The 25296-nt window shown below is 71.0% G+C and carries 24 protein-coding genes and 1 pseudogene; 13 read left to right on the plus strand and 12 right to left on the minus strand.

The features are described from left to right. Window positions 1-71: 71 nt before the first annotated feature. Window positions 72-1769, minus strand: coding sequence for a fumarate hydratase (locus ACQPWZ_RS23470; protein ID WP_340475120.1), 1698 nt, complete (start codon window positions 1767-1769; stop codon window positions 72-74). Between the two features lie 418 nt (window positions 1770-2187). Between ACQPWZ_RS23470 and ACQPWZ_RS23475 the strand changes: the two genes are divergently transcribed. Then, complete coding sequence (locus ACQPWZ_RS23475) at window positions 2188-2847, plus strand: DUF1707 SHOCT-like domain-containing protein (RefSeq protein WP_433572310.1); 660 nt, start codon at window positions 2188-2190, stop codon at window positions 2845-2847. A 152-nt stretch (window positions 2848-2999) separates the two neighbouring features. Beyond that, window positions 3000-3353, plus strand: coding sequence for a WhiB family transcriptional regulator (locus ACQPWZ_RS23480; protein WP_313944347.1), 354 nt, complete (start codon window positions 3000-3002; stop codon window positions 3351-3353). 170 nt (window positions 3354-3523) lie between these two features. Here the strand turns inward: ACQPWZ_RS23480 and glpX are convergent, their stop codons facing one another. After that, window positions 3524-4555, minus strand: a complete 1032-nt coding sequence (gene glpX, locus ACQPWZ_RS23485; RefSeq protein ID WP_313944346.1) for a class II fructose-bisphosphatase — start codon at window positions 4553-4555, stop codon at window positions 3524-3526. 132 nt (window positions 4556-4687) lie between these two features. On the opposite strand from glpX, the gene ACQPWZ_RS23490 reads away from it, so the two are divergent. Next, entirely contained in the window at window positions 4688-5224 is a 537-nt protein-coding gene (locus tag ACQPWZ_RS23490; RefSeq protein WP_433573856.1) for a DUF4245 domain-containing protein, read from the plus strand. A 139-nt stretch (window positions 5225-5363) separates the two neighbouring features. Here the strand turns inward: ACQPWZ_RS23490 and ACQPWZ_RS23495 are convergent, their stop codons facing one another. The 4 genes from ACQPWZ_RS23495 to ACQPWZ_RS23510 form a co-directional block, all read right to left on the minus strand. Further along, window positions 5364-5954 (minus strand): malonic semialdehyde reductase, encoded by a 591-nt coding sequence (locus tag ACQPWZ_RS23495; RefSeq protein ID WP_356701526.1) that lies wholly within the window; start codon window positions 5952-5954, stop codon window positions 5364-5366. Window positions 5955-6080: 126 nt separating this feature from the next. After that, complete coding sequence (locus ACQPWZ_RS23500; RefSeq protein WP_383239365.1) at window positions 6081-6320, minus strand: exodeoxyribonuclease VII small subunit; 240 nt, start codon at window positions 6318-6320, stop codon at window positions 6081-6083. A gap of 29 nt (window positions 6321-6349) precedes the next feature. Then, the gene (gene xseA, locus ACQPWZ_RS23505) at window positions 6350-7558 is read right to left on the minus strand and encodes an exodeoxyribonuclease VII large subunit (RefSeq protein ID WP_433572311.1); all 1209 of its coding nucleotides are present in this window, start codon (window positions 7556-7558) and stop codon (window positions 6350-6352) included. A 39-nt stretch (window positions 7559-7597) separates the two neighbouring features. Beyond that, window positions 7598-8908: an APC family permease gene (locus ACQPWZ_RS23510; RefSeq protein WP_433573857.1), complete on the minus strand. Its 1311-nt coding sequence runs from the start codon at window positions 8906-8908 to the stop codon at window positions 7598-7600. Window positions 8909-9110: 202 nt separating this feature from the next. Here ACQPWZ_RS23510 and ACQPWZ_RS23515 point away from each other — a divergent pair, with 202 nt between their 5' ends. Together ACQPWZ_RS23515 and ppgK are read left to right on the plus strand one after the other, a co-directional pair. Beyond that, complete coding sequence (locus ACQPWZ_RS23515; protein ID WP_405572427.1) at window positions 9111-10115, plus strand: 4-hydroxy-3-methylbut-2-enyl diphosphate reductase; 1005 nt, start codon at window positions 9111-9113, stop codon at window positions 10113-10115. Between the two features lie 30 nt (window positions 10116-10145). After that, window positions 10146-10886, plus strand: a complete 741-nt coding sequence (gene ppgK, locus ACQPWZ_RS23520; protein WP_340475127.1) for a polyphosphate--glucose phosphotransferase — start codon at window positions 10146-10148, stop codon at window positions 10884-10886. 36 nt (window positions 10887-10922) lie between these two features. Here ppgK and ACQPWZ_RS23525 read toward each other — a convergent pair whose 3' ends face one another. Next, window positions 10923-11495, minus strand: a complete 573-nt coding sequence (locus ACQPWZ_RS23525; RefSeq protein ID WP_340475128.1) for a DUF6542 domain-containing protein — start codon at window positions 11493-11495, stop codon at window positions 10923-10925. A 184-nt stretch (window positions 11496-11679) separates the two neighbouring features. Between ACQPWZ_RS23525 and ychF the strand changes: the two genes are divergently transcribed. Further along, a complete protein-coding gene (gene ychF / locus ACQPWZ_RS23530; protein ID WP_433572312.1) occupies window positions 11680-12768 on the plus strand; it encodes a redox-regulated ATPase YchF in 1089 nt (362 codons plus the stop codon). A 128-nt stretch (window positions 12769-12896) separates the two neighbouring features. On the opposite strand, the gene ACQPWZ_RS23535 is transcribed toward ychF, so the two are convergent. After that, complete coding sequence (locus tag ACQPWZ_RS23535) at window positions 12897-13145, minus strand: type II toxin-antitoxin system RelE family toxin (protein ID WP_433572313.1); 249 nt, start codon at window positions 13143-13145, stop codon at window positions 12897-12899. On the opposite strand from ACQPWZ_RS23535, the pseudogene ACQPWZ_RS23540 reads away from it, so the two are divergent. Then, window positions 13104-13265, plus strand: a pseudogene (locus ACQPWZ_RS23540) (ATP-binding protein); the annotation flags it as partial. The gene ACQPWZ_RS23535 and the pseudogene ACQPWZ_RS23540 overlap by 42 nt on opposite strands. A gap of 197 nt (window positions 13266-13462) precedes the next feature. After that, complete coding sequence (locus ACQPWZ_RS23545; RefSeq protein WP_433572314.1) at window positions 13463-15631, plus strand: DEAD/DEAH box helicase; 2169 nt, start codon at window positions 13463-13465, stop codon at window positions 15629-15631. A gap of 47 nt (window positions 15632-15678) precedes the next feature. Here the strand turns inward: ACQPWZ_RS23545 and ACQPWZ_RS23550 are convergent, their stop codons facing one another. The 3 genes from ACQPWZ_RS23550 to ACQPWZ_RS23560 form a co-directional block, all read right to left on the minus strand. Beyond that, entirely contained in the window at window positions 15679-16008 is a 330-nt protein-coding gene (locus ACQPWZ_RS23550) for a DUF4326 domain-containing protein (RefSeq protein ID WP_340475135.1), read from the minus strand. A gap of 18 nt (window positions 16009-16026) precedes the next feature. Beyond that, window positions 16027-16566 (minus strand): PaaI family thioesterase, encoded by a 540-nt coding sequence (locus ACQPWZ_RS23555; protein ID WP_433572315.1) that lies wholly within the window; start codon window positions 16564-16566, stop codon window positions 16027-16029. 73 nt (window positions 16567-16639) lie between these two features. Continuing rightward, window positions 16640-16936, minus strand: coding sequence for a putative quinol monooxygenase (locus ACQPWZ_RS23560; RefSeq protein WP_340475138.1), 297 nt, complete (start codon window positions 16934-16936; stop codon window positions 16640-16642). A gap of 118 nt (window positions 16937-17054) precedes the next feature. Between ACQPWZ_RS23560 and ACQPWZ_RS23565 the strand changes: the two genes are divergently transcribed. From ACQPWZ_RS23565 to ACQPWZ_RS23575, 3 genes are all read left to right on the plus strand, one after another. Beyond that, window positions 17055-18014 carry a GlxA family transcriptional regulator gene (locus tag ACQPWZ_RS23565; RefSeq protein ID WP_340475139.1) on the plus strand — a complete coding sequence of 320 codons (960 nt, stop codon included), beginning with the start codon at window positions 17055-17057 and terminating at the stop codon, window positions 18012-18014. A gap of 129 nt (window positions 18015-18143) precedes the next feature. Further along, the gene (locus tag ACQPWZ_RS23570) at window positions 18144-19307 is read left to right on the plus strand and encodes a thiolase family protein (RefSeq protein ID WP_433573858.1); all 1164 of its coding nucleotides are present in this window, start codon (window positions 18144-18146) and stop codon (window positions 19305-19307) included. 87 nt (window positions 19308-19394) lie between these two features. Continuing rightward, the gene (locus ACQPWZ_RS23575; RefSeq protein WP_383243237.1) at window positions 19395-19844 is read left to right on the plus strand and encodes a winged helix-turn-helix transcriptional regulator; all 450 of its coding nucleotides are present in this window, start codon (window positions 19395-19397) and stop codon (window positions 19842-19844) included. A gap of 220 nt (window positions 19845-20064) precedes the next feature. Here ACQPWZ_RS23575 and ACQPWZ_RS23580 read toward each other — a convergent pair whose 3' ends face one another. Continuing rightward, window positions 20065-22632, minus strand: a complete 2568-nt coding sequence (locus ACQPWZ_RS23580) for a discoidin domain-containing protein (RefSeq protein ID WP_433572316.1) — start codon at window positions 22630-22632, stop codon at window positions 20065-20067. Window positions 22633-22714: 82 nt separating this feature from the next. Here ACQPWZ_RS23580 and ACQPWZ_RS23585 point away from each other — a divergent pair, with 82 nt between their 5' ends. Together ACQPWZ_RS23585 and ACQPWZ_RS23590 are read left to right on the plus strand one after the other, a co-directional pair. Continuing rightward, window positions 22715-23200, plus strand: coding sequence for a cupin domain-containing protein (locus ACQPWZ_RS23585; RefSeq protein WP_433572317.1), 486 nt, complete (start codon window positions 22715-22717; stop codon window positions 23198-23200). Window positions 23201-23650: 450 nt separating this feature from the next. Continuing rightward, a complete protein-coding gene (locus ACQPWZ_RS23590; RefSeq protein ID WP_433572318.1) occupies window positions 23651-25225 on the plus strand; it encodes a S8 family peptidase in 1575 nt (524 codons plus the stop codon). Window positions 25226-25296: the final 71 nt, after the last annotated feature.

Raw genomic sequence — 25296 nt, forward strand, 5'->3', positions numbered from 1 at the left:
CTGAGGGATCGGAGCAACTCCCGTTCTCCGCACCGCTCTTCGGGCGGTGCGGAGAACGGGGAGCGGGCCGGTTACAGGCCGGGGCCGCGCACCGGGATGGAGGTGAACGTCGGCGCGGGAGCCGGCTCCGTGAAGAAGTCGTTGCCCTTGTCGTCGACCACGATGAACGCCGGGAAGTCCTCCACCTCGATCTTCCAGACGGCCTCCATGCCGAGCTCCTCGTACTCGACGACCTCGACCTTCTTGATGCAGTCCTGCGCGAGCCGCGCGGCCGGTCCGCCGATGGAGCCCAGGTAGAAGCCGCCGTGCGTGCCGCACGCGTCCGTCACCTGCTTCGAGCGGTTGCCCTTGGCCAGCATGACCTTGGAGCCGCCCGCCGCCTGGAACTGCTCGACGTAGCTGTCCATCCGGCCGGCCGTCGTCGGGCCGAAGGAGCCGGAGGCGTAGCCCTCGGGGGTCTTCGCCGGACCGGCGTAGTACACCGGGTGGTCCTTGAGGTACTGCGGCATGTCCTCGCCCGCGTCCAGCCGCTCCTTGATCTTGGCGTGCGCGATGTCGCGCGCCACGACCAGCGGACCGGTCAGCGAGAGCCGGGTCTTGACCGGGTACTTGGTCAGCTCGGCGAGGACGTCGTCCATGGGACGGTTGAGGTCGATCTCCACGACGTCACCCGCCTCGGCGGACTCGCCGAGGTGCTCGTCCGTCGTGTCCGGGAGGAAGCGCGCCGGGTCGGTCTCCAGCTGCTCCAGGAACACGCCCTCCGCCGTGATCTTCGCGGTGGCCTGGCGGTCCGCCGAGCAGGAGACGGCGATGGCGACGGGCAGCGACGCGCCGTGGCGGGGGAGCCGGACGACCCGGACGTCGTGGCAGAAGTACTTGCCGCCGAACTGTGCTCCGATGCCGATCTTCTGCGTGAGCTCGAAGACCTTCTCCTCCAGCTCCTTGTCACGGAAGCCGTGCCCCGTGGGGGAGCCCTCGGCGGGCAGCTCGTCCAGGTAGTGGGCGGAGGCGTACTTCGCGGTCTTCAGCGCGAACTCGGCGCTGGTACCGCCGACGACGATGGCCAGGTGGTACGGCGGGCACGCGGCCGTGCCCAGCGAACGGATCTTCTCCTCCAGGAACTTCATCATGGAGGCCTCGTTCAAGACGGCCTTGGTCTCCTGGTAGAGGAACGACTTGTTGGCGGAGCCGCCGCCCTTGGCCATGAAGAGGAACTTGTACGCGCCGCCGTCGGTGGCGTACAGCTCGATCTGGGCCGGCAGGTTGGACCCGGTGTTCTTCTCCTCCCACATGGTGAGCGGAGCCATCTGCGAGTAGCGCAGGTTGAGCTTGGTGTACGCGTCGAAGATGCCGTGGGAGAGGGCTTCCTCGTCGCCGCCCTCGGTGAGGACGTTCTGGCCGCGCTTGCCCATCACGATGGCCGTACCGGTGTCCTGGCACATGGGCAGCACGCCGGCGGCGGCGATGTTCGCGTTCTTCAGCAGGTCGAGCGCGACGAACTTGTCGTTGGAGGAGGCCTCCGGGTCGTCCACGATGCGGCGCAGCTGGGCGAGGTGGGCGGGCCGCAGGTAGTGCGAGATGTCGTGCATGGCCTCGGCGGCGAGCGTGCGCAGCGCCTGAGGCTCGACCTTGAGGAAGGTACGACCGTCGGCCTCGAAGGTGGAGACGCCCTCGGCGGTCACCAGCCGGTAGGGCGTGGTGTCCTCTCCCAGCGGGAGCAGATCGGAGTACGCAAACGCAGGGCTGGGTGGGCGGGAGACAGAGGGCATTACGGCCATTCCTCACTCGGCAGACAGCAGCGCCGCCTCCGTTGGCAGCGCGCTCCCCAGCGTAGAACGGCCCTCGGGTCCCGAGCTTGTGAGGTAAGGCTCACCCGGCACCCGAGCGCCTCGCGACGCGTCCGCGTCACCGTCCCCAGGAGCCCGGGGACGATGACGCGCCCGCCCCTGCTACCCCTAGGGCCTGTCGTGTGGATCAGGCCGGGCTCGCGTGACCTGGCACGCGCTCCCCCGTAGCCCTTCGGGCACGGGAGGTGCCCCCACGCCGCGTTGTCGTCAGTCGGCATGGCTCCGCCATGCCTCCTTCCTCCGCCTTGCGATCGCACGCACCAGACCTCGCTCACTGATCCGGCCTGATCCACACGACAGGCCCTAGTCGCGATCTATCGCGTTTCGCTAGGCTGGTTCCGTGGACCTCGAAAAGCAGCCCCAGAAGCCCGTCGTCCCCGCGGAGCCCGGCGCGGGGATCCGCGCGTCCGACGCCGACCGGGACCGGATCGCCGACATCCTCCGGGACGCCCTGGCGGAGGGGCGGCTGGACGCCGAGGAGCATGCCGAGCGGATCGACGCCGCCTACCGGGCCAAGACCGTCGGCGAACTCGAACCGCTGGTCCAGGACCTGCCCGCGGCCCAGCAGCCCGGCGGGTCCGGCGCGTACGCCTACGGGCCGGACTCGCCCGCCGGGCCCGCCGAGAACCTGATCGCCGTCTTCTCCAGCTCCGTGCGCAAGGGCCGCTGGCGCGTCGGCCGCCGCACCAATGCCTTCTCGCTCTTCGGGAGCATCGAGATCGACCTCACCGAGGCGCTGTTCGAGCAGCGGCTCACGGTGATCAACGCGACGTCCATTTTCGGCAGCGTCGAGGTGCGGGTCCCCGAGAACATTTCGCTGCGCGGCAGCGGCACCGGTTTCTTCGGCAATTTCGAGGTGCTCACCCTGGAGTCGGCCGATCCCGAGGCGCCGGTGGTCGTCGTCAACGGGTACGCGGTTTTCGGCAATGTCGAAGCCAAGCCGAAACGCGGCCGGCGGGTCTCCGACCTCCACGATCGCCTGCGGAAACACTTCCGCTGACGACCGGCCTCATGGGCGGTTTCCGGCCACGCGCGCCGCTGCGCCGTTCCGCGCCTCCGCAGCGCGGTACCACGCAGTGAATAGGAGTGCGTACAGCGGGTAGGGAGTGCTGCATCGTCTCTCGCTCGCGAAGCCGTCGTCAGGAGTAGACCGTGCTGCAGCTGCCTTACCAGTCCTTGCAGGTCACCGCCGTTCCGGCCCAGCGAGCTCCCGCCAGGTCGGATCAGGACGGTCCCTGGCACGCGGAGGCGGTGTGCCGTCGGGACGAGGCCGGACTGTTCTTCGCCCCCTCGAAGGAACCGACCGCCGCACGGCTGTCGCGCGAGGAGGCCGCGAAGCGGGTCTGCGCCCGCTGTCCGGTGATGGTCGAGTGCCGGGAGCACGCGCTGCTCCAGCCCGAGCCGTACGGCGTGTGGGGCGGCCTCACCGCGGCGGAGCGCCGGGTGGTGCTGGCCAGGCGCAGGCGGCGCGAGGTCGAGGTCAAGAAGTCGCAGTCCGCGGCCTGAGACGACGCGGACAGACGAAGGACAGCCGAAAAGGGGCGCCCCCGCACATGGGGCGCCCCTTTCGTTTCCGCTCTGTCGTACCGCCGCGGTGTGCCGCGCGACCGGTTCAGGCCCCGCGGCGCATCCTCACCGCGCCGGGCGCACCGTGTTCGGGCCGACCGCGCTCCGGCTCACTGCGCCCGGTCGAAGTCCACCTGGCTGTACGCGCGCAGCTTCGAGAGCCGGTGCGTGGAGTCGATCTGGCGGATCGTGCCCGACTTGGAGCGCATCACCAGGGACTGCGTCGTGGCCGTCTCCGAGCGGTAGCGCACGCCGCGCAGCAGTTCGCCGTCGGTGATGCCGGTGGCGACGAAGAAGACGTTGTCCCCGCTGACCAGGTCGGTCGTGTGCAGCACCCGGTCCAGGTCGTGGCCCGCGTCGAGCGCCCGCTGCCGCTCCGCGTCGTCCTTCGGCCACAGCTTGCCCTGGATCGTGCCGCCGAGGCACTTGATCGCGCAGGCCGAGATGATGCCCTCGGGGGTGCCGCCGATGCCCATCAGCATGTCGACGCCGGTGCCCTCGCGTACGGCCATCACCGATCCGGCGACATCGCCGTCCGAGATGAACTTGATCCGTGCGCCGGTCTCGCGGATCTCCTTGACGATGCCCTCGTGGCGGGGGCGGTCCAGGATGACGACCGTGACGTCCTCGGGCGCGGAGTGCTTGGCCTTGGCGACGCGGCGGATGTTCACCGAGACGGGGGCGTTGATGTCCACGAAGTCCGCGGCCTCGGGGCCGGTGACCAGCTTGTCCATGTAGAAGACCGCGGACGGGTCGAACATGGTGCCGCGGTCGGCGGCGGCGAGTACGGCGATGGCGTTGGGCATGCCCTTGGCGTTGAGCGTGGTGCCGTCGATCGGGTCGACGGCGATGTCGACCTCGGCACCGGTCCCGTCGCCGACGCGCTCGCCGTTGAAGAGCATGGGGGCTTCGTCCTTCTCGCCCTCACCGATGACGACGATGCCGTTCATCGAGACGGTGGAGACGAGGGTCCGCATGGCCTTGACGGCCGCTCCGTCGGCACCGATCTTGTCGCCGCGGCCGACCCACCTGCCCGCGGCCATGGCGGCGGCCTCGGTGACCCGGACGAGCTCCAGGGCCAGGTTGCGGTCGGGAGCCTCGGGAGAGACCTCGAGCTGTGACGGCAGACTGTTGTCGGTCATCGGAGCGCACCTTTCTGTACGACGACGGCCGGAATAGAGGGTGCTGCGACTCTATCGGTACGTCGACAAAATGAGCAGTGGGGGCCACGTTTGAGCACGCACCCTTGATGCGACCATGGGGGCGTGGCAGGTATGCGAGGCAGACAGACGGTGCGCGACATGGTGCTGTCGATGGCGGTGATCGGAGCCGTCGTCGCGGTGATCTATGTGTTCATTCCGCACGACGACAAATCGGATCCGGTCAAGGCGGTCGACTACCGGGTCGAATTGCTGACGGCACGGCGAGCGGCACCCTATCCGGTGGCGGCGCCCCAGGGCCTGGCCAAGGAGTGGAAGCCGACCTCGGTGACGTACGCGCGGACCTCCGCCGACGCCTGGCACCTCGGGTTCCTCGACCCGGACGGCGAGTACGTGGCGGTGGAGCAGTCGACCGAGCCCGCCCGCAAGTACGTGGCGAAGGTCAGCCAGCGCGCCGAGCGGACCGAGAAGACCCAGCAGGTGAACGGCGTGACCTGGCAGCGCTGGGAGGGTGCGAAGTACGACGCCCTGGTGCGCGAGGACAAGGGCTCGACGACCGTGGTGACGGGAACGGCGTCCATGGCGCGGCTGGCGGAGATGGCCGCGGCACTGGAGGCCGAGAAGGCGCCGGCGCCGTCCGCGAAGCCCTGAGACGGAACGTGGCGCGGCAGGGTCCCCGCATTCCCGTGGCACGGCCTCCGACGGCGGATCCGTTGTGAGGCGGAGACAGACATGCGGAAGGCCGCCGCACCCTCAGGGGGTGCGGCGGCCTTCCGCTGTGCCCTGTGCGTCAGACGGTCTTGACGACGTCCTCGTACGCCAGCCGCGGCGAGCGCGGGAAGCTCGCGTTCTCGCCGGGCTTGCCGATGTTCACGACCATCAGCGGCGTGTGGTCGTCGTCCAGGAACTCCTTCTGGACGCCCGCGAAGTCGAAGCCCGTCATGGGGCCGGCGGCCAGACCGGCGGCGCGGACGCCGACGATGAAGTACGCGGCCTGGAGGGCGGCGTTGAGACCGGCGGCGTGCTCACGGACCGGGCGCTCGGAGAAGAAGGCGTCCTTGGCCTGCGGGAAGTGCGGGAACAGGGTCGGGAGCTCCTCGTGGAACTCGTTGTCCGCGGCGAGGATCGCGACGAGCGGGGCGGTGGCGGTCTTCGGCCGGTTGCCCTCGGACATGTGGTCCACCAGGCGCTCGCGGGCCTCGTCGGAGCGGACCAGGACGACCCGCAGCGGGCTCTGGTTGAAGGCCGTGGGGCCGAACTTGACCAGGTCGTAGATCGCCTGGACCTGCTCCTCGGTCACCGGCTCGTCGGTGAACGTGTTGGCCGTGCGGGCCTCACGGAACAGCAGATCCTGGGCGGCGGAGTCGAGAACGAGAGTCATGCTGGTCGAACCTTCCGGTGGTGCAGGGTGTGCTCGGTACGCGGGGGTTAACCCTGCCCCGGTAGATTAAATTTCAACTACACGCCGATCGTGATCCGACTCACACTCCGCACGCCGCTGACCTGCTCAGTCGTCGGAATCGGCGGTGCCGTCCCCGTCCTCGCCGCCGGACAGAGCCGCGTCCAGACGGGCGCGGGCGCCCTCCAGCCAGTGGCGGCAGACCTTGGCCAGCTCCTCGCCGCGCTCCCACAGCGCCAGCGACTCCTCGAGCGTCGTACCGCCGGCCTCCAGGCGGCGCACGACCTCGATCAGCTCGTCCCGCGCCTGCTCGTAGCCGAGCGTGCTCTCTTCCGTCTTGGCTGCCATGCCGCCCACCCTATTCGCCCCGTTCGTACTCACTCGGACACCCGTACCGCGAACTCGCCCTCGAAGACCCGCGCCCGCAGCTCCTCGCCCGCCGCCACATCGTCCGGCGAGCTGACGACCGCCCCGTCCGTGCGCTGGAGCACCGCGTACCCGCGCTCCATGGTCGCCACGGGCGACAGTGACAGCACCCGCGCGCGGGTGTGCGACAGCTCGGAGTCCGCGCGGTCCAGCAGATGCCCGAGCACCCGCCGGCTGCGGGCGACCAGCGCGTCCACCTCGGCCTCGCGCTCCTCCACCATCCGCTGCGGATGCTCCATCACCGGACGGGCCAGCGCGTGCGCCAGTCCCCGCTCCTCGCGGTCGAGCACCGCCTGCACCGTCCGCAGCGCTCGGTCCCGCAGATGCCGCACCCGCTCCAGCTCCTCGCCGACGTCCGGCACGACCTTCTTCGCCGCGTCCGTCGGCGTGGACGCCCGCAGGTCCGCCACCAGGTCCAGCAGCGGCGAGTCCGGCTCGTGCCCGATCGCCGACACCACCGGCGTACGGCATTCGGAGACGGCGCGCACCAGCTGCTCGTCCGAGAACGGCAGCAGGTCCTCCACACTGCCGCCGCCGCGCGCCACGATGATCACGTCCACGTCCGGGAGGCCGTCCAGCTCCTTGACCGCCTGGACCACCTGGGAGACCGCGTGCACGCCCTGCACGGCCACATTGCGCACCTCGAAGCGGACCGCCGGCCAGCGGCGGCGGGCGTTCTCCAGGACGTCGCGCTCCGCCGCGGACGCCCGGCCGACCACCAGGCCCACCCGGTGCGGCAGAAACGGCAGCGGCCGCTTCCGCTCCGGAGCGAACAGTCCCTCGGCGCCCAGCGTCCGCTTCAGCTGCTCCAGCCGCGCCAGCAGCTCGCCGATGCCCACCGGCCGTATCTCCACGGCACGCAGCGACAGCTGCCCGCGCGGTGCGTACCACTCGGGCTTGGCGTGGACCACGACCCGGGCGCCCTCCGCCACGACGTCCGCGACGGCGTCGAAGACCTGCCGGAAGCAGGTCACGCTCACCGAGATGTCGTACGAGGGATCGCGCAGGGTCAGGAAGACGACCCCGGCTCCCGGCCGCCGCGACAGCTGGGTGATCTGCCCCTCCACCCAGACCGCGCCGAGCCGGTCGATCCACCCGCCGATCAGCCGGGACACCTCACCGACCGGCAGGGGCGCGTCCGCTGACGTGTTGAGAGCCATACGGGCGAGCGTATCGGCCGCGTACGACAACACCTCCCGTCATGGCCGACCGCGAGACTCCGCGCTGGGCATGGGGGTACGCGGGCGCCTCCACTGGACCGCCAGCACCGCCAGCCCCACCCCCAGCCAGACGGCGCCCACCAGCTGCGCCGAGCCGGCCGCCTCGGCGATCACCAGGAGCAGCACGGCCGTACCGACCACCGGCACCAGCACATGCCGCAGCCAGTCCGGGCGGCCCTCCGCCCGGCGCACCACGAACCAGCCGACGACACTCGCGTGCAGCAGCACGAACGCCGTGAGCGCCCCGATGTCGACCACCGACACCAGCTGATCCAGGCCGTCGTCGAGCCGCGCCGCCCACACCGCGGCGGCCATCGTCACCGCGGCCGACAGCAGCAGCGCGACCCGCGGCACACCCGAGTCGGTGCGCGACAGGATGTGCGGCAGCCGCCGGTCCCGGCCCATCGCGAACAGCAGCCGGCCGGCCGCCGCCTGCGCGGCCAGCGCCGCGAACGCCGCGCCGATCGCCTTGCTCACCGCCACCAGATCGTGCAGCCACGTGCCCACCGAGGCGTCCACCGCGTCGTAGAACGCCGAGCCCTGCGCCGCCGGATCGGCGGCCAGCTCGGCCGACGACACCGGTTCGAGCAGCGCGGCGAGATAGGTCTGCGCCACGAACAGGAAACCCGCGAGGCCCAGGCAGAGCAGCACCGCCCTGGCCACCTTCCGCGATCCGCCGGTCACCTCCTCCGCGAACGAGGCGATCGCGTCGAACCCCAGATACGACAGCACCGCGACCGAGACCGCGCTGAGCACCGCCGCCATCGAGAAGCCCGCGTCGCCGGTGAACGGCGACAGCCAGCCGCGCTGTGCGCCGTCCCGGGCGAGCACCACCACCGCGGACACCGCGAAGACCAGCAGTACGACGATCTCCATCGCCAGCACCGCGAATCCCACCCGGGCCGCCGCCCGCACACCCCACAGATTGAGGAGCGTGGTCACCACGACCGCGATCCCCGTCCACACCCACCGGTCCACCTCCGGGATCAGCGCCTCCAGCGCGATCCCCGAGAAGAGGTAGGCGACCGCCGGGATCAGCAGATAGTCGAGCATGGCCATCCACCCGGCGATGAAGCCCGGCCCCTCGCCGAGCCCCTTGCGGGCGTAGGTGAAGACCGACCCGGCCTGCGGGGCGACCCGCACCATCTGCGCGTAACTCGATGCGGTGAACGCCATGGCGATCGTGGCCACGACATAGACGAGCGCCACCGCGCCGTCCGACTTCGCGTCCAGGGTGCCGAAGATGCCGACGGGCGCCATGGGCGCGATGAACAGCAGCCCGTAGACCATGAGGTCGCGGAATCCGAGACTGCGCCGCAGACCTGAGCCCGCGTTGTCCTCGCCGTCCCTGCCGTCCGTTCCGTCCGGACCGCTCCTCCCGCCGCCCGGCCGGGACACATTCGCCGCGGCCATCCCGCCCTCCGTCCGTCGCGTACCGTTCATCAGTCTTCCTCCGGGCGGCGATCTCCCGCCTCTTCTGGGCGGCCTTACGATGGGGGGCATGACTGCTACGCCTCCTGCCCGCCGCGTCCTCCTCGCCGCTCCTCGTGGCTACTGCGCGGGCGTGGACCGCGCCGTGATCGCTGTTGAGAAGGCCCTTGAGCAGTACGGCTCGCCGATCTACGTCCGCCACGAGATCGTCCACAACAAATACGTCGTGCAGACCCTCGAGAAGAAGGGCGCGATCTTCGTCGAGGAGACGGCGGAGGTCCCCGAGGGATCGATCGTCATGTTCTCCGCGCACGGCGTCGCCCCGGTCGTCCACGACGAGGCGGCGGAACGCAAGCTCGCCACCATCGACGCGACCTGCCCGCTGGTCACCAAGGTCCACAAGGAAGCCGTCCGCTTCGCGAACGACGACTACGACATCCTGCTCATCGGCCACGACGGCCACGAGGAGGTCATCGGCACCTCCGGCGAGGCCCCCGACCACATCACCCTGGTCGACGGCCCGGACGATGTCAGCAACGTCGAGGTGCGCGACGAGTCGAAGGTCGTCTGGCTCTCCCAGACCACGCTGTCCGTCGACGAGACGATGGAGACGGTGGACAAGCTGAAGGAGAAGTTCCCGCAGCTGATCTCCCCGCCCAGCGACGACATCTGCTACGCCACGCAGAACCGCCAGATCGCCGTCAAGCAGATGGGCGCCGAGGCCGACCTGGTCATCGTGGTCGGCTCGAAGAACTCCTCGAACTCCGTCCGGCTCGTCGAGGTCGCCCTCGGCGCCGGCGCACGGGACGCCCACCTCGTCGACTTCGCGGACGAGATCGACGAGGCCTGGCTGGACGGCGTCGCCACTGTCGGTGTCACCTCCGGCGCGTCCGTACCCGACGTGCTGGTCGAGGGCGTACTGGAGTGGCTGTCGCAGCGCGGTTTCGAGGACGTCGAGATCGTGAAGGCCGCCGAGGAGTCCATCACCTTCTCGCTGCCCAAGGAGCTGCGGCGCGATCTGCGCGCGGAGGCCGCGAAGCTGGCGGGTCGGGCGTCCGGGGAGTGACCGACGGGCGCTGCCCGTAACGTTGTGTCCATGAACGTGTTCGGAGTGGACATCGGTGGATCGGGCATCAAGGGCGCTCCCGTGGATCTGGAGCGCGGTGACCTGGCGCAGGAACGACATAAGGTGCTGACCCCGCATCCGGCGACGCCGGATGCGGTGGCCGACGGTGTCGTCGAAGTGGTGCGTCACTTCGACTGGTCGGGGCCGGTGGGCGTGACGTTCCCCGGCGTGGTGACGAGCGGCATCACCCGCACCGCGGCCAACGTGGACAAGGGCTGGATCGATGTGGACGCGGCCGGACTGCTGGGCGAGCGTCTCGGCGGCGTCGGTGTGACCCTGCTGAACGACGCGGACGCGGCGGGCGTGGCGGAAGTGACGTTCGGCGCGGGCCGCGGCCGCAAGGGTGTCGTCATGCTGCTGACCTTCGGTACCGGCATCGGCAGCGCACTCTTCATCGACGGCCGGCTCGTGCCCAACACCGAGCTCGGCCATCTGGAGCTGCACGGTCACGAGGCGGAGAAGCACGCGTCGACGAAGGTCAAGGACGACGAGGACCTGAGCTGGCAGCACTGGGCCCACCGGGTGCAGAAGTACCTGGCCCATGTGGAGATGCTGTTCTCACCCGAGCTGTTCATCATCGGCGGCGGCGTCAGCCGCAAGGCCGACAAGTTCGTGCCGCTGATCGAGGGGATCAGGGCGGAGATCGTTCCGGCGGAGCTGCAGAACAACGCGGGCATCGTCGGCGCGGCGATGGCGTCGGCGAGCAAGTGACGCCGCGCCTGTCCTTCTGACAGAGGCCCTCGCGGCTCAGCGGCGGGGCTGGGGTGCGGGCCTGGTGCGGCGCTTGCGTCGTGACATCGCCCGCACCTTGCGTACGCAGGTGATCAGCCCGGCGACGAGCGTTCCGCCGTACAGCCAGCCGGCGTGCACCGCGAGCGAGGTGACGACGGCCATGATCTGGCCCCCGACCCCGCCCTCACCGCCCGAGATCGGCACGATCCCGGTGGCGAAGGCGATGGGCACACTGATCGGGGCGGTGACCAGGTCCGCCTCGCGCACCCACAGCGCGGTCAGCGCGCACACGGGCAGGAACAGCACCCCGTAGACCACGGCGGAACCATCGAACAGCAGCCAGACCAGCGAGCCGAGCACCAGCATGGTGGCGGACGCGAAGAGCCCGCCGCCGATACCCGTCAGCCGGGGGTTGGGCAGTCTGCGCAGGGCGAGGACCACGGGGGGCACGTTCCGTGCCGGACGCGTCGGCCCCACCCCGTACACGGCGGGGCCGTCCGCGACCTGCGGAGAGAGGGGCCCGGGAGGCGAAAGGGGTGCCTGCGGGCGCTGCCGGCGCCGGGGGTTGCTCGTCCTGTGCTGCTCCACCCGACCAACGTAGGTTGCCAGTGGGGAGGAATCAGGCACAGGACACGCCCTTTGGGTGACCTTGGCGAAGAGTTCGACTCCCGGCACCCGTCGCTGTGCGGCCGGGGCCGCCCGTAAACTGGGGGATCGGCCCACCATCGGGCCGGGCGCCCATCGCCAGTCCTCACTTCAGGAAGTCGCCAACGTGTCGCTCACGATCGGAATCGTCGGCCTGCCGAATGTCGGCAAGTCGACCCTGTTCAACGCCCTGACCAAGAACGACGTGCTGGCGGCCAACTACCCGTTCGCCACCATCGAGCCGAACGTCGGCGTGGTCGGCGTCCCCGACCCGCGCCTGACCAAGCTGGCGGAGATCTTCTCCTCCCAGCGGATCCTCCCGGCGACGGTGGACTTCGTCGACATCGCCGGCATCGTGCGGGGTGCGAGCGAGGGCGAGGGCCTGGGCAACAAGTTCCTGGCGAATATCCGGGAGTCCGACGCGATCTGCCAGGTCATCCGCGCCTTCAAGGACGAGAACGTCGTCCACGTCGACGGCAAGGTCTCGCCGAAGGACGACATCGAGACGATCAACACCGAGCTGATCCTGGCCGACCTCCAGACCATCGAGAAGGTCCTGCCGCGCCTCCAGAAGGAATCGCGGATCAAGAAGGACATCGCGCCGAAGGTCAAGGCGGTCGAGGAGGCCAAGGAGATCCTGGAGAAGGGCGACACGCTCTTCTCGGCGGGCATCGTCCAGGGCTCCGGCAACGAGGAGCTCCTGCACGACCTGCACCTCCTCACCACCAAGCCGTTCCTCTATGTCTTCAACGTCGACGAGGACGAGCTGACGGACGACACGTTCAAGGCGGAGCAGAGCGCGCTGGTCGCCCCGGCGGAGGCGATCTTCCTCAACGCGAAGCTGGAGTCGGACCTCGCGGAACTCGACGACGAGGAGGCGCTCGAACTCCTGCAGTCGGTGGGCCAGGAGGAGCCGGGCCTCGCGACACTGGCACACGTCGGCTTCCGGACGCTGGGCCTCCAGACGTACCTGACGGCGGGCCCGAAGGAGTCCCGCGCCTGGACGATCAAGAAGGGCGCGACGGCTCCGGAGGCGGCGGGAGTGATCCACACCGACTTCCAGAAGGGCTTCATCAAGGCCGAGGTCATCTCTTTCGCAGACCTGGTGGAGACGGGGTCGGTGGCGGACGCGCGCGCGAAGGGGAAGGCGCGGATGGAGGGCAAGGAGTACGTGATGCAGGACGGGGACGTGGTGGAGTTCCGCTTCAACGTGTGAGCGGATGAAATGACACCACGTTGCTGACATATGCAAGGTCAGAAGGGGTCGGACTCTGTCGAGACCGACCCCTTCGTCGTCACCGTGCTGGATGGGGGCTGGATATTCTGCCGTGGGGTCAGCGGCAATCAGGTCTCGTGAACGGTGGATCGATGCCCCACGTGAACGACCCAGACCACCAGCTCCCCGTTGTCGATCGTGTAGACGACGCGGTAGTCGCCGACGCGCAGGCGGCGACGTTCGGGCTGGGACACCGGGGCAGTGGTGTTGAAGCCGAGGGGGTCGGTCTCCAGCTCGGCCAGCTTGGCCAGGATGCGCAGCGCCGTGTCGCGGGGGATCCCTTCGACCGGCACGACCTGGCAGCTCTCCATCGGCATCGGGCCGCTCTCACCGGCGAACCCGTTCCCGTCGTGGCGGTTTCGCGCAGCGGCGTCGATGCACCGGGTCTCGATGCCACCTACGGTCCGGGCGATGTGCTGACCGCTTGGCCGCTGTGAGCGGCGGGTGGCGGGCGCGGCACGTTTCCGTCGTGACCCGACCAGGCCGCCCGGGGAACGACGCTCCCCAGAGGGCGGAGCGCAAGGCCCTCACGACCACCGCGCAGTCCGCCAGCCGCCGCCGCAACACCACCCCCCGCCCCCGCCCACCGTGGAAAGATGCCGGCCACGCAGTGGCAGAAACACCAAGGGGCGGCATGGCAGTGAGTGCGGGGTCCGTACCGGGTGGGCGGCGGGCGCGGGAGGTGCTCGGCATTGGGGTCGCGCTGCATCGGGCCGCGCAAGGCGTCCTCGGGGATCATCGGCGGGCCGTCGAGGCCGTCCGGGCCGCCCTCGCTCCGTTGCACGACGAGCTGGCCGGCCGTGAGCTCGCGTCGATACCGGTCGCGCGGCTCAAGGACGTCACCGAGGGGCGGCTGAGGCTCGGCGTGATCGAGGCGGCCGGGTACCGCTTTGTGGGGGACGTGCTGGCGGCCGACCGGTACCGGCTGCGGCAGATCCCCGGGGTCGGGCAGCAGACGGCCGATCAGGCGCTCGCCGCCGCCCGGCAGATCGCCGAGGCCGTGGGGGAGACCGTCGCCGTCCGTATCGACGTCGACAACCCCGAGCCCCGCACCTCCGCGCTCGTCGTCGCCCTGCACCGGCTCGTCGAGGCCGGCCCCGACGCGCGCCGGGCCGTCGACGCCGCCGAGGCGCTGGACCGCCGGCTCGGGCCGCTGCTCGTGGAGGCCGCGCCGGCCGGTGGGCGGCTGCGGATGTGGCTCGCCGGGCAGGAGCGGCGGGAGCGGGTGCACTCCGCGCTCGCCGAGATCCTCGCGGTGACCGAGGAGGCCGGGAGCCACGACGTACCCGTACTGCTCGGGCAGGCCTCCGTCGACCTGCTGCGTGCTCCGGCCGACGACGTCGAGGCCTGGGTCGACTTCGAGCTGCGCTCCGCCGAGTACTACAGCCTGCTGGCCGAGATCGCGGGCCGCGGCCCCGACCTCGCGGCGGCGGAGGGGTTCCTGCCCGGTGAGGTGGCCGAGCGGGTGCGCGCGCAGCCGCTCGACGACACCCTCCGCCGGGTCTCGTTGCGCGGCTACCAGTCGTTCGGCGCGCGTTTCGTACTGGCCCAGCGGCGCGTCGTCCTCGGCGACGAGATGGGCCTCGGCAAGACCATCCAGGCCATCGCCGCCCTGGCGCACCTCGCCGCGACCGGGCAGAGCCACTTCATGGTGGTGTGCCCCGCGAGCGTGCTGATCAACTGGACGCGCGAGGTCTCGGCGCGCAGCGCCCTGCGGGCGATTCCGCTGCACGGTCCGGACCGGCAGGAGGCGTTCGCGGAGTGGCAGGACGGCGGCGGTGTCGCCGTCACGACGTACGACGCCCTGCGCGGCTTCCCCGTCCCCGGGGCCGGGGAGCTGGGCATGCTGGTCGTCGACGAGGCGCACTACGTGAAGAACCTTGAGGCCCGGCGGTCGAGGACCGTGGCCGAGTGGGCCGCCCCATGCGAGCGGGTCCTCTTCCTCACGGGGACCCCCATGGAGAACCGGGTCGCGGAGTTCCGCAGTCTCGTACGCCACCTCCAGCCCGAACTGGCCCCCGAGATCGGGGGAGTCGAGGGTGCCGTCGGCTCGCGTGCGTTCCGCAGGGCGGTCGCGCCGTGCTATCTGCGGCGCAACCAGGAGGACGTACTCACCGAGTTGCCCAGCCTGCTGCACACGGACGAGTGGGAGGAGCTCAGCGCCGCGGATCTGGACGCCTACGCGGAGGCCGTGGACGCGGGCAACTTCATGGCGATGCGCCGGGCGGCGTACGTCCACGCGGAGAAGTCGGCGAAGCTCCAGCGGCTGCGCGAGCTGGTGGCCGAGGCGGCGGACAACGGGCTGAAGGTGCTGGTCTTCTCCTACTTCCGCGATGTGCTGCAGACGGTGGGAGAGGCGCTGGGTCCGCAGGCGTACGGCCCGATCTCCGGGAGCGTGGCGCCCGGGCGGCGCCAGAACATCGTGGACGAGTTCAGCGCGGTGGCCGGGCACGCCGTGCTCCTCGCCCAGATCGAGGCCGGCGGGGTCGGGCTCAATCTTCAGGCGGCCTCCGTCGTGATCATCTGCGAGCCGCAGATCAAGCCGACCATCGAGCACCAGGCGGTGGCACGCGCGCACCGGATGGGGCAGGTACGCGCCGTGCAGGTGCACCGGCTGCTCGCCACGAGCGGGGTGGACAGGCGGATGCTGGAGATCCTGGAGAACAAGTCACGGCTGTTCGACGCCTATGCGCGCCGCAGCGACGTCGCGGAGGCCACTCCCGACGCGATCGACATCTCGGACGGATCGCTGGCCCGGCAGATCGTCGAGGAGGAACAGCGGCGGCTTGCGGCTCAGGGCTGAGAGCTCACTCGCCCCACCGCCCGCCGCCGGCACCTCACCGCCCGCCGTCACGCCCCGCCGTCCTCGCCGTACCCCGCGTCCGCCAGTTCCGCCACCACCTCCGCATGGCAGCGCTCCGGTACGCACCAGCAGCCCAGCCGGCGGCCCCGCAGCTCGGGAAGCATCGCCAACAGGTCCGGCCGGGACAGCAGATGGTCCCGGTACATCGCCACCACCTCCTCGCGGGAGCCGTCCTTCCCCGGCCGGTACGGGCTCGCCAGTTTGGATCCGGCGAGGTGCCATCCCCCGCGGTGCATGGGGCGGCCGACATAGACGACGTCCGCGTAGCCGGGGTCGTCGCGGTGGCCCTTGAGATTGACGACAGTCGTTGCGGTCATGGAGTGGATCCTCCGGCGTCAGGACGTTCCCTGCCAGGCGAACACGGCGCAGGTCGTCGTCGCGTGTGCGTACAGCTTGCCGCTGTCGGCCCCGGTCACCCGTGCCTCGGCGGTCGCCGTCGTGCGGCCCGCGTGGATCACCGTCCCCTCGCAGCGCAGCCGCTCGGTGTCGGCGAACACCGGGCGTACCAGATTCACCCCCAACTGCACGGTCGTGTAGGCGCGTCCGGCCGCCAGGGTGGTCATCACGGCGCAGCCGAGGGCCGAGTCGAGCAGTGTCGCCAGGTAGCCGCCGTGGACCGAGCCCATCGGGTTGAGCAGGTGCTCGCCGGTTTCGCCCTCGAACACCGCGCGGCCCTCGTGGGCCTCGACGAGACGGAAGCCGAGCGTGCCGCAGATCGGCGGCTGCGGCAGTCCGCCGTCGATGGTGAGGCGGAGCAGTTCGAGCCCGGTCAGCCGGCCGGCGGCCGCGTAGCTCGCGGGCAGGGACCAGGTGTGGGTACGGCTCCGGAGCTCGGTGAACTCCACCGTCTCGGGCAGGCTCGTCAGCTCGGGCATGGGGGATCTCCTCGATGGACGGGGTGATGGGGCCCGCGGGCCGCCGGGAAACGGCCCGCGGGCGGTTCATGGGTCAGGGGAGCTTGACGGCCAGCAGGTCGACGGGCCGGATGTCCGGCGGCGAGGCGAGCATCGTCCCCGCGGCCTCCGTCAGCGCGGCGGCGATACGGCCGCGCAGATGGCCCGTCCGCCCCTCCTCGTTCTCGAAGGTGTCGAAGACCCCGAACACCGTGTCGCTCTCCTTGAACGCGAACCAGGTGACGGTGTGGTCCTCTTCGCGGGCGAGCTGCAGCGCGTCGCCCAGCATCGCCTCGACCTGGCCGGCGTACTCCGGCCTTGCCTCGATCCTGGCCAGCAGTCCGATGTTCATGGTGTGTCGCTCCGTCGCGTCGTGGTGGGCGTCCCGTCCAGCGGGACATCCGCAAACCTAGGGTCGCGACCAGGCCGCTCCCAGTGGCGTGAACGACGCATCCGATACCGTTTCCGCCATGGATGTCGCGGTGCTCGTCTACGACGGCGTGTTCGATTCCGGGCTCTCGGCGGTCCTCGATGTGATCGAGGGGGCCAACGCGATGCGGGGTGAGCTTCCGCAGCCGCCGCCCGCCTGGCAGGTCACGACGGTCGGATTCCGGCGCCGCATCCGTACGGGCGCGGGCCACGTCGTGACCACGGCGCCGGCCGCCCGGGCCGAGGGAGCCGGCCTGCTGATCGTGCCCGCGCTCGCCGAACGCCGTCCGGAGGCGCTGCTCGGCCATGTCGGCGGCCCGGAGTCGGCAGCCGTGCGACGCCTCGTGTCCGATGCGCGTGACCGGGGGACACCGGTCGCTTCGGCATGTACGGGGACGTTCCTGCTCGCCGAATCGGGCGTCCTCGACGGGCGCCGGGCGACCACCAGCTGGTGGCTCGCCCCGGTCTTCCGCAAGCGCTACCCGGCGGTGACGCTGGACGAGACGCGGATGGTCACCACCTCGGACGGTGTGACGACGGCGGGCGCGGCGTTCGGGCACGTCGATCTGGCGCTCGCGGTCGTCCGGATGGGCAGCCCCGCCCTCGCGGACCTCGTGGCCCGCTACCTCGTCGTCGACGAGCGGCCTTCCCAGTCGGCGTACACCATCCCCAGCGCGCTGGCCCAGAGCGATCCGGTGGTCGCTGCCTTCGAGCAGTGGGTGAGGGTGCATCTCGACGGCCCGGTCAATGTCGCCGAGGCCGCGCGTTCCCTGGGTGTCAGCGAGCGCACCCTCCAGCGGACCGTGCGCCGGGTGCTCGGGACCTCGCCGGTGCGCTTTGTGCAGGACCTGCGGGTGGAGCGGGCCTCGCACCTGCTGCGGACGACCGATCTGTCGCTGGACTCCATCGCCCGCAAGGTCGGTTACGAGCACGCCAACACCCTGCGGATCCTGCTGCGCGAGCGCACCGGCAGCACGGCGGCGACGCTGCGAGGCCGTTGAAACGCCTGCACAGGAGTCGGTTGGGATTGACAACTCTCTCGTCACGGATGCATCGTCGCATGATGGGTTGTGAATTCCAACCCACTAGTGCGGCCCACCGGGGTGGGCGGCGTGAACGCGGGAGGCACAGTGCGGGACGCGGTGATCGTCGAAGCTGTTCGGACGCCGGTCGGCAGGGGAAAACCGGGAGGGGCGCTGCACGACGAACCCCCCGTCGACCTGCTCGCCAGGACGCTCCTCGCGCTGGTGGAGCGCACCGGCATCGACCCCGGCCTGGTGGACGACGTCATCGGCGGATGCGTGACCCAGGTGGGCGACCAGGCCGTCAACATCACCCGGAACGCGGTGCTCGCCGCCGGGTTCCCCGAGAGCGTCCCCGGCATGACCGTGGACCGCCAGTGCGGCTCGTCCCAGCAGGCCGCGCACATCGCGGCGCAAGGGGTGATGAGCGGGTCCTACGACATCGCCATCGCCTGTGGTGTCGAGTCGATGTCACGGGTGCCGATGGGTTCCAGCGTGCCGCCCGGCAGCGACCCGTACGGGCGACGGCTCGCCGAGCGCTACCCGGACGGTCTCGTCGGGCAGGGCATCAGCGCCGAGCTGATCGCCGCGCGCTGGAAGATCTCCCGCGAGGAGATGGACGCCTTCGCGCTGGAGTCCCACCGCAGGGCCGCGGCCGCCTGGGAGTCAGGGGAGTTCGACCGCGAGGTGGCCTGGGCCGGGCAGCGGGACGAATCCGTACGGCCGGGGACCTCGGCGCAGGCGCTGGCCGGCCTGCGGTCCGCGTACCACGACGGCGCGACCGGCGAGCGCTTCCCCGAGATCGGCTGGCAGATCACGGCGGGCAACAGCTCACCGGTGAACGACGGCGCGGCCGCGCTGCTGATCATGGGGGCGGACGTCGCGGAGCGGCTGGGCCTGCGCCCGCGCGCCCGCTTCCACTCCTTCGCCGTGGCCGGTGACGATCCGCTGCTGATGCTCACGGCGATCATGCCCGCCACCGAGAAGGTCCTCGCCCGCGCCGGGCTGGGCATCGGGGACATCGACCTGTTCGAGGTGAACGAGGCGTTCGCGTCGGTGGTGCTGGCCTGGCAGCGGGAGACGGGCGTGGAGGCCGACCGGCTGAACGTACGGGGCGGCGCCATCGCGATCGGCCATCCGCTGGGCGCCAGCGGCGCGCGCCTGATGACCACGCTCCTGCACAACCTGGAGGACCGAGGCGGCCGGTACGGCCTGCAGACCATGTGCGAGGCGGGCGGCCTCGCGAACGCCACCATCGTCGAACGCCTCTGAAGCGCCGGTGGGCGGCCTGCCCGAGGGCCGCCCACCGCCGCTTCCACGGCGTCCGGCCGCACAGAGGGGCGGCCTAGAATGGCCCGTATGCCGAAGAGCGTCGAGCCCAGGGAGTGCTCCATCGCGGATGCGCTCGACCTGGTCGGTGAGCGCTGGACACTGCTCGCCGTCCGCGAACTGAGCCACGGCGTACGGCGCTTCGACCAGATCATCCGCAACACCGGGGCGTCCCGGGACATCCTCGCGGCCCGGCTGCGCAAGCTGGAGACGGCGGGGGCCGTGCGCCGGGAGCAGTACAGCGACCGGCCGCCGCGCTACGAGTACCACCTCACGCCCGCGGGACAGGAGCTCGGGGACGTCCTCCTCACCCTGATGAAGTGGGGCGACCGGCACCTCAACGCCGGGGATCCGCCGCTGACGCTGCAGCACGCGTGCGGAGAGACGCTGGAGCCGGAAGTCGTCTGCGCCCACTGCGGACAGCCGGCCCGCCGCGGCCTGCACGCGCCCGCAGGCCGCGGAGCCCGGAAGCGGGACTGAGGGGACGGCGGAGGTCCGGGCGGGGCCGGCAGGACGGGGGCAGGTCGAGCGGGACCGGCAGGACCGGCAGGACCGGCAGCGCTGGGCGTTGCCGGTGGTGCGGCTCGGGCCGGGCGTTGTCGGTGGTGCGGATCGGACCGGGCGGGACCGGGCAGGTCGAGCGGGGACCGGCAGGACCGGGCGATGCCGGTGGTGCGGCTCGGCTCGGGCCCGAACCGCCTCAACCCCTGCGGCGCGCCGTCAACTCCCGTACGCCCGCCGGATTCTCCGCGTCCTTCGAGCGCACCGTCACCCGGATGTGCCGCACCGCGGCGCCCGCCCTGAACGGCGCCCAGTGCACGGCGTCCTTCGACGCCTCGACGGTGTACGCGGCGGGGCGCACCTCGGTCCACTGCGGGGTCACCGACGCGAGCGCCGTCGAGCGGCCGAGGTCCGCGGTCAGCGTCCCGGTCGCACCGTCCGGTACCCAGGCCGTCGCCGCACTGCCGTCCACCGCCGCTGCCGCGTACATACCGGGCTCCTCCGACGACGCGGACGCCGTGACGCACCGCGCCGCGTTGTCCGTCGGGGCGAGGTCGGGGCGGCGCGTGGGCAGGGTGACCGCGTCCTTCAGCCGGACCGGTCCGGCGGGGGTGTGCAGCGTGAACGGCTCGCCCTGCGTCAGCCGCACCGTCGTCCGGCGCGCGCCGAGCGCGATGTCATACGTACGCCCCTGCCAGCGAAGGCCCCGCAGGGTGACACCGCTCGCCAGCTGCGGCGGCAGCATCGGGGCGATCCGCACCCCGTCCTCCCGCAGCCGCAGGCCCGTGAGCCCGTGCGTGAAGACCTGGAGGAAGCCGCCCTTTCCGGTGAGGAAGTCCTGCGCCGGCGAGCCCGCGAGCGGATCGTCGGCACCCGCCTTGTCGCCCCGGGCCTCGGCGAAGGTGGCGAACGGGCCGCGGACGAACGGCCTGATCGCGCGCTGGAGATACGTGTACGCCGAGCAGCCCGGCTCGCCGATCTCCGCCGCGTCGATGGCATGGACCGAGTCGGTCATCGCGGGGCCGTCGGGGTCGGTGCGCTCCGCGTAGTAGTCGAGGGTGGCCGCGCCCGCGCCCTTTTCCATCGGCCATTCGAGCGGGTAGGTCAGCAGCACGGTGTCGGCCTGCTTGATCCGCGAGCCGTTGTACCCGGCGTACTGGAGGAAGATCTTCCGCTGCGCGTCGTAGGGAATGCGCAGACCGTCCGCCGTCCTCCGCCACTGCGGTGGCGCGCTCTCCCCGAGGAGCCCGGCGGCGCGGATCGCATGGCGCAGGGCGGTCGCCGCGCCGGCGTTGGTGAACACCCCGTCGTCGACGCCGTTGCTGTACTCGTCGGGGCCGGCCACGTCCTTGACGGAGTAGCTGCCGTCAGGGTTGGCGGTGACGCGCGAGGCCCAGAACTCGGCGACACCTTTCAGCAGCGGCCAGCCCCGCTCGCGCAGCCAGTCGCGGTCGCCGGTGGCCAGGTAGTACTGCCAGACGGCCAGGGAGACATCGCCCTGGAGGTGGTTCTGGGTGAGACAGTGAGGCGGATTCCAGCTCTGGCACTCGGACCAGAGGGCGCCCTCCCCGCCGCTGGTCCAGGGGTAGAACAGGCCCTTGAAGCCGAGCTTGGCGGCGTTCTCGGCGGCTGCCTCACGGGTGCGGTAGCGGTATTCGACGACCGGGCGTGCCAGCTCCGGGCGAGTGGCGAGCAGGCCCGGATACATCCAGGTCTCCGCGTCCCAGAAGACCAGCCCCGCGTAATTGTCGCTCGTCAGACCGGTCGGGGCGAGGCTGTCGGAGGAACCTCGGCGAGAACTCGCCAACAGGCCGTACTGCGCCGAGCGCAGCCAGGTCTGTAGCTCAGGCCGCCCGGGGGTGAGCACGTCCGCCGCCCACAGCGTCGACCAGGCGGCCGAGTTGGCGTCCATGAGCTGCCGCCAGCCGCGGTCGGCGGCCCGCCGCGCGGCGGCCCGTGCGGAGCGCCGGGGATCCGGCGAGGTGAGCGAGGTGTCCACGCCGACGTACTTCACGTACTCGCGGGTGGCGCCGTGCCGTGCACGGCGAAGGGCCGTGACGACCGCGCCGTCCGTCGCCGTCCCGTCCGTGCGGAAGGTGTTCTCCCCGGTGCGGGTGACCCGGCGGGCACCGCGCCAGTCGAGCCGGTCGGTGACCTCGGGCTCGCCGCCCCAGCGCGGGGTGAGCCGCAGCCGTACGGCGCCGGTGTGCGGATCCGACCGGTCGGTGACGACGTCGAAGACCAGGTCGGTCACCCGGCCGTCGGCGGTCGTCCAGGTCAGCGCGGTGCGCACGAGACCACAGCGCCGGAAGACGGTCTGGCGGTAGGCGGAGATCCGCGAGGCCGGTCCGAAGGTCTCGTCGCCCACGCGTACGTCGAGCGTCGTCCAGGTGGGCAGGGCTGCGAGGACCTGACGGTCGGCGGTGGTGCCGGGGTTGTGCGCGTACAGACCGGCGGCGAAGGCCCCGTCGTAGCGGGGCGTGAACAGCGGCCAGCCGGTCGTGGCCGTGCTCTCGGCGTAGCCTGAACCGAGAGGCGGCACCCGGGCGCCGAGGTACCCGTTCCCGGTGTACGCGTGGTTGTCCCCGGCCGCGTCGGGCGTGGTGGACGTGGGTGCCCAGGCGGGATCGGTGTCGCTCCCGCAGGCCACGGACGCGGGCCGCGCAGGCGCCGTGCCGGTCCCGGCGTACGAGACGGCCGGGAAGGCCGTGGCGATCAGGGCGCTCGCGACCAGTGGTGCGAGGGGGGAGATCCGCGAGAGGCTCATCGCAGGACCCTATTTTTCGGACGGTCCCGAGCGGTGGAGGACGCGCTGGGTGACCGGTAGACCGTGAGGAGACGTGAGGGACATGTCGTACCCGGACCCGAAGTACCTGGGTGAGAAGGGCGAGATCTCCGCGACGTTCCGCCCCGTGGACACCGCCGCCGACGTGGTGTCCGGGAGCGGCAGCCGTACGCACTACCTCGCGACGGGCGCGGCCACCGGCGGTGAGTTCGGGCTCTACCGGTTCGACATGGCGCCGAGGGGCGGCGGTCCGCGGACGCATTTCCACAAGTCGATCTCGGAGTCGTTCTTCGTCATCTCGGGGACGGTGCGGCTGTTCAACGGCGAGAGCTGGATCGACGGGACGGCCGGTGACTTCCTCTACGTCCCGCAGGGCGGACTGCACGCCTTCCGCAACGAGTCCGACGATCCGGCGTCGATGCTGATCCTGTTCGCGCCGGGGGCACCGCGCGAGGAGTACTTCGAGAAGGTCGCGGAGGTGGCGACCGAGTGGTCCCCGGAGGACCAGGCGGAGTTCTACCTCCGGCACGACACGTTCTGGACGGAGTGAACCGGACGGGACAGCGGACGGCATGAACAGACGGCATGAACAGGCGAGCTGAACAGGCGAGCTGACCAGGTGGCATGAACAGACGGGCTGACCAGGCCCACTGAGCGCACGGTCGGAACAAGCGCCGGGGCGAGCCGGGGTGTTGCCCCGCCCGCCCCGACCGTGTGCGGCCGCCGTCACCGGGCTCGGGCCGAGCGCCGGCCGCCCACCGCGTTCCGCATGCCGCGCGTGTGAGGTCCGACGATGTTGTGTGGCGGGCATGTGAGCCCCAACGGCATTGTGTGGCGCGCATGTTACGTCCCGCCGTGAACTCTTGTGGGGACTCCTGCGGGTCCGCCAATCTTTCGCTCGGCAGGCGGCACATCGGCACAGGGGATTCAGCTGTCGGTGATTGTCATGTGCCTGTCGGACCCCCACAGCAGCGCACCACCAATGAGGAGGACCCCTCACATGTCAGTGATGCGTCATTCGCGTCGAAGACTCGCCGCGGTCAGTGCGACAGCCGTCGCGGCACTCGCGTTCGGCACCGTCTCCGCCCTCCCGGCCGGTGCGGCCGAGCCGGAGCCGTCAGGTGTCATCCAGAACGCGGGCGCCCCCGGCGCCGTCAAGGACAGCTACATCGTCACGCTGCGCGAATCCGCGGCCGACGCCGGCTCCACCGCCGGCAAGGCGCTCGCCGCCGAGTACGGCGCGAAGATCCGCACGACCTACAGCGCCGCGCTGAACGGCTACTCCGTCCAGCTCTCCGAGGCGCAGGCCCGGAAGTTCGCCGCGGACCCGGCCGTTGTGTCCGTCGTACAGAACCGCGTCTTCACGGCGACCGCCACCCAGCCCAACCCGCCGTCCTGGGGCCTGGACCGGATCGACCAGCGGGCCCTGCCGGCCAACCGGAGCTACACCTACCCGGACACCGCGGGCGAGGGCGTGACCGCGTACATCATCGACACCGGTGTACGGATCACCCACAGCGACTTCGGCGGCCGCGCGTCGTACGGATACGACGCCATCGACAACGACAACACCGCGCAGGACGGCAACGGCCACGGCACACACGTCGCGGGCACCGTCGCGGGTACCGCCCACGGTGTGGCCAAGAAGGCCAGGATCGTCGGCGTGCGCGTGCTGGACAACAGCGGCTCGGGCACGACCGAGCAGGTCGTCGCCGGCATCGACTGGGTGACGCGCAACGCCGTCAAGCCGGCCGTCGCCAACCTGAGCCTGGGCGGCGGCGTCGACCCCGCCCTCGACACCGCGGTGCGCAACTCCATAGCCTCCGGCGTCACCTACGCCATCGCGGCGGGCAACGACGGTGCCAACGCCTCGAACTACTCGCCCGCCCGCGTCACCGAGGCCATCACGGTCGGCTCCACCACGAGCACCGACGCGCGTTCCAGCTTCTCCAACTACGGCACGGTGCTGGACATCTTCGCGCCGGGCTCGTCCATCACCTCGTCCTGGAACACCGGTGACGCGGCGACGAACACCATCTCCGGCACCTCGATGGCCACTCCGCATGTCGCCGGCGCCGCCGCGCTGTACCTCGCGGCCAACCGGACCGCGACCCCGGCGCAGGTCTCCACGGCCCTGACCACCGCCGCCACCAGCGGTGTGGTGGGCAGCCCGGGCACGGGTTCGCCGAACCGTCTGCTGTACGTCGGCGGCACCGACACCCCGCCCCCGGGGAAGAAGTTCGAGAACACCGCCGACTACACGATCAGCGACAACGCCACGGTCGAGTCGCCCGTCACGGTCAGCGGCGTCACCGGCAACGCGCCCGCGACGCTGAGCGTTCCGGTCGACGTCAAGCACACGTACATCGGTGACCTGCGCATCGACCTGGTCGCACCCGACGGCACGGTCTACAACCTCAAGGCGTACGGCTCGGGCGGAAGCGCGGACAACGTGATCACCAGGTACACCGTGAACGCGTCGTCGGAGGTCGCCAACGGCACCTGGAAGCTCCGGGTCGGCGACAACGCCGCACAGGACGTCGGCAAGATCGACTCGTGGGCGCTTCAGTTCTGACGCTGTGACGCCGGCACGCGCCGCGGTCTTGACGCGGTGACGTTCCGACGCTCGCCCGACAGTTCCGAAGT

Source organism: Streptomyces sp. CA-251247 (assembly GCF_050952975.1).
Taxonomy (GTDB): Bacteria; Actinomycetota; Actinomycetes; order Streptomycetales; family Streptomycetaceae; genus Streptomyces; species Streptomyces achmelvichensis.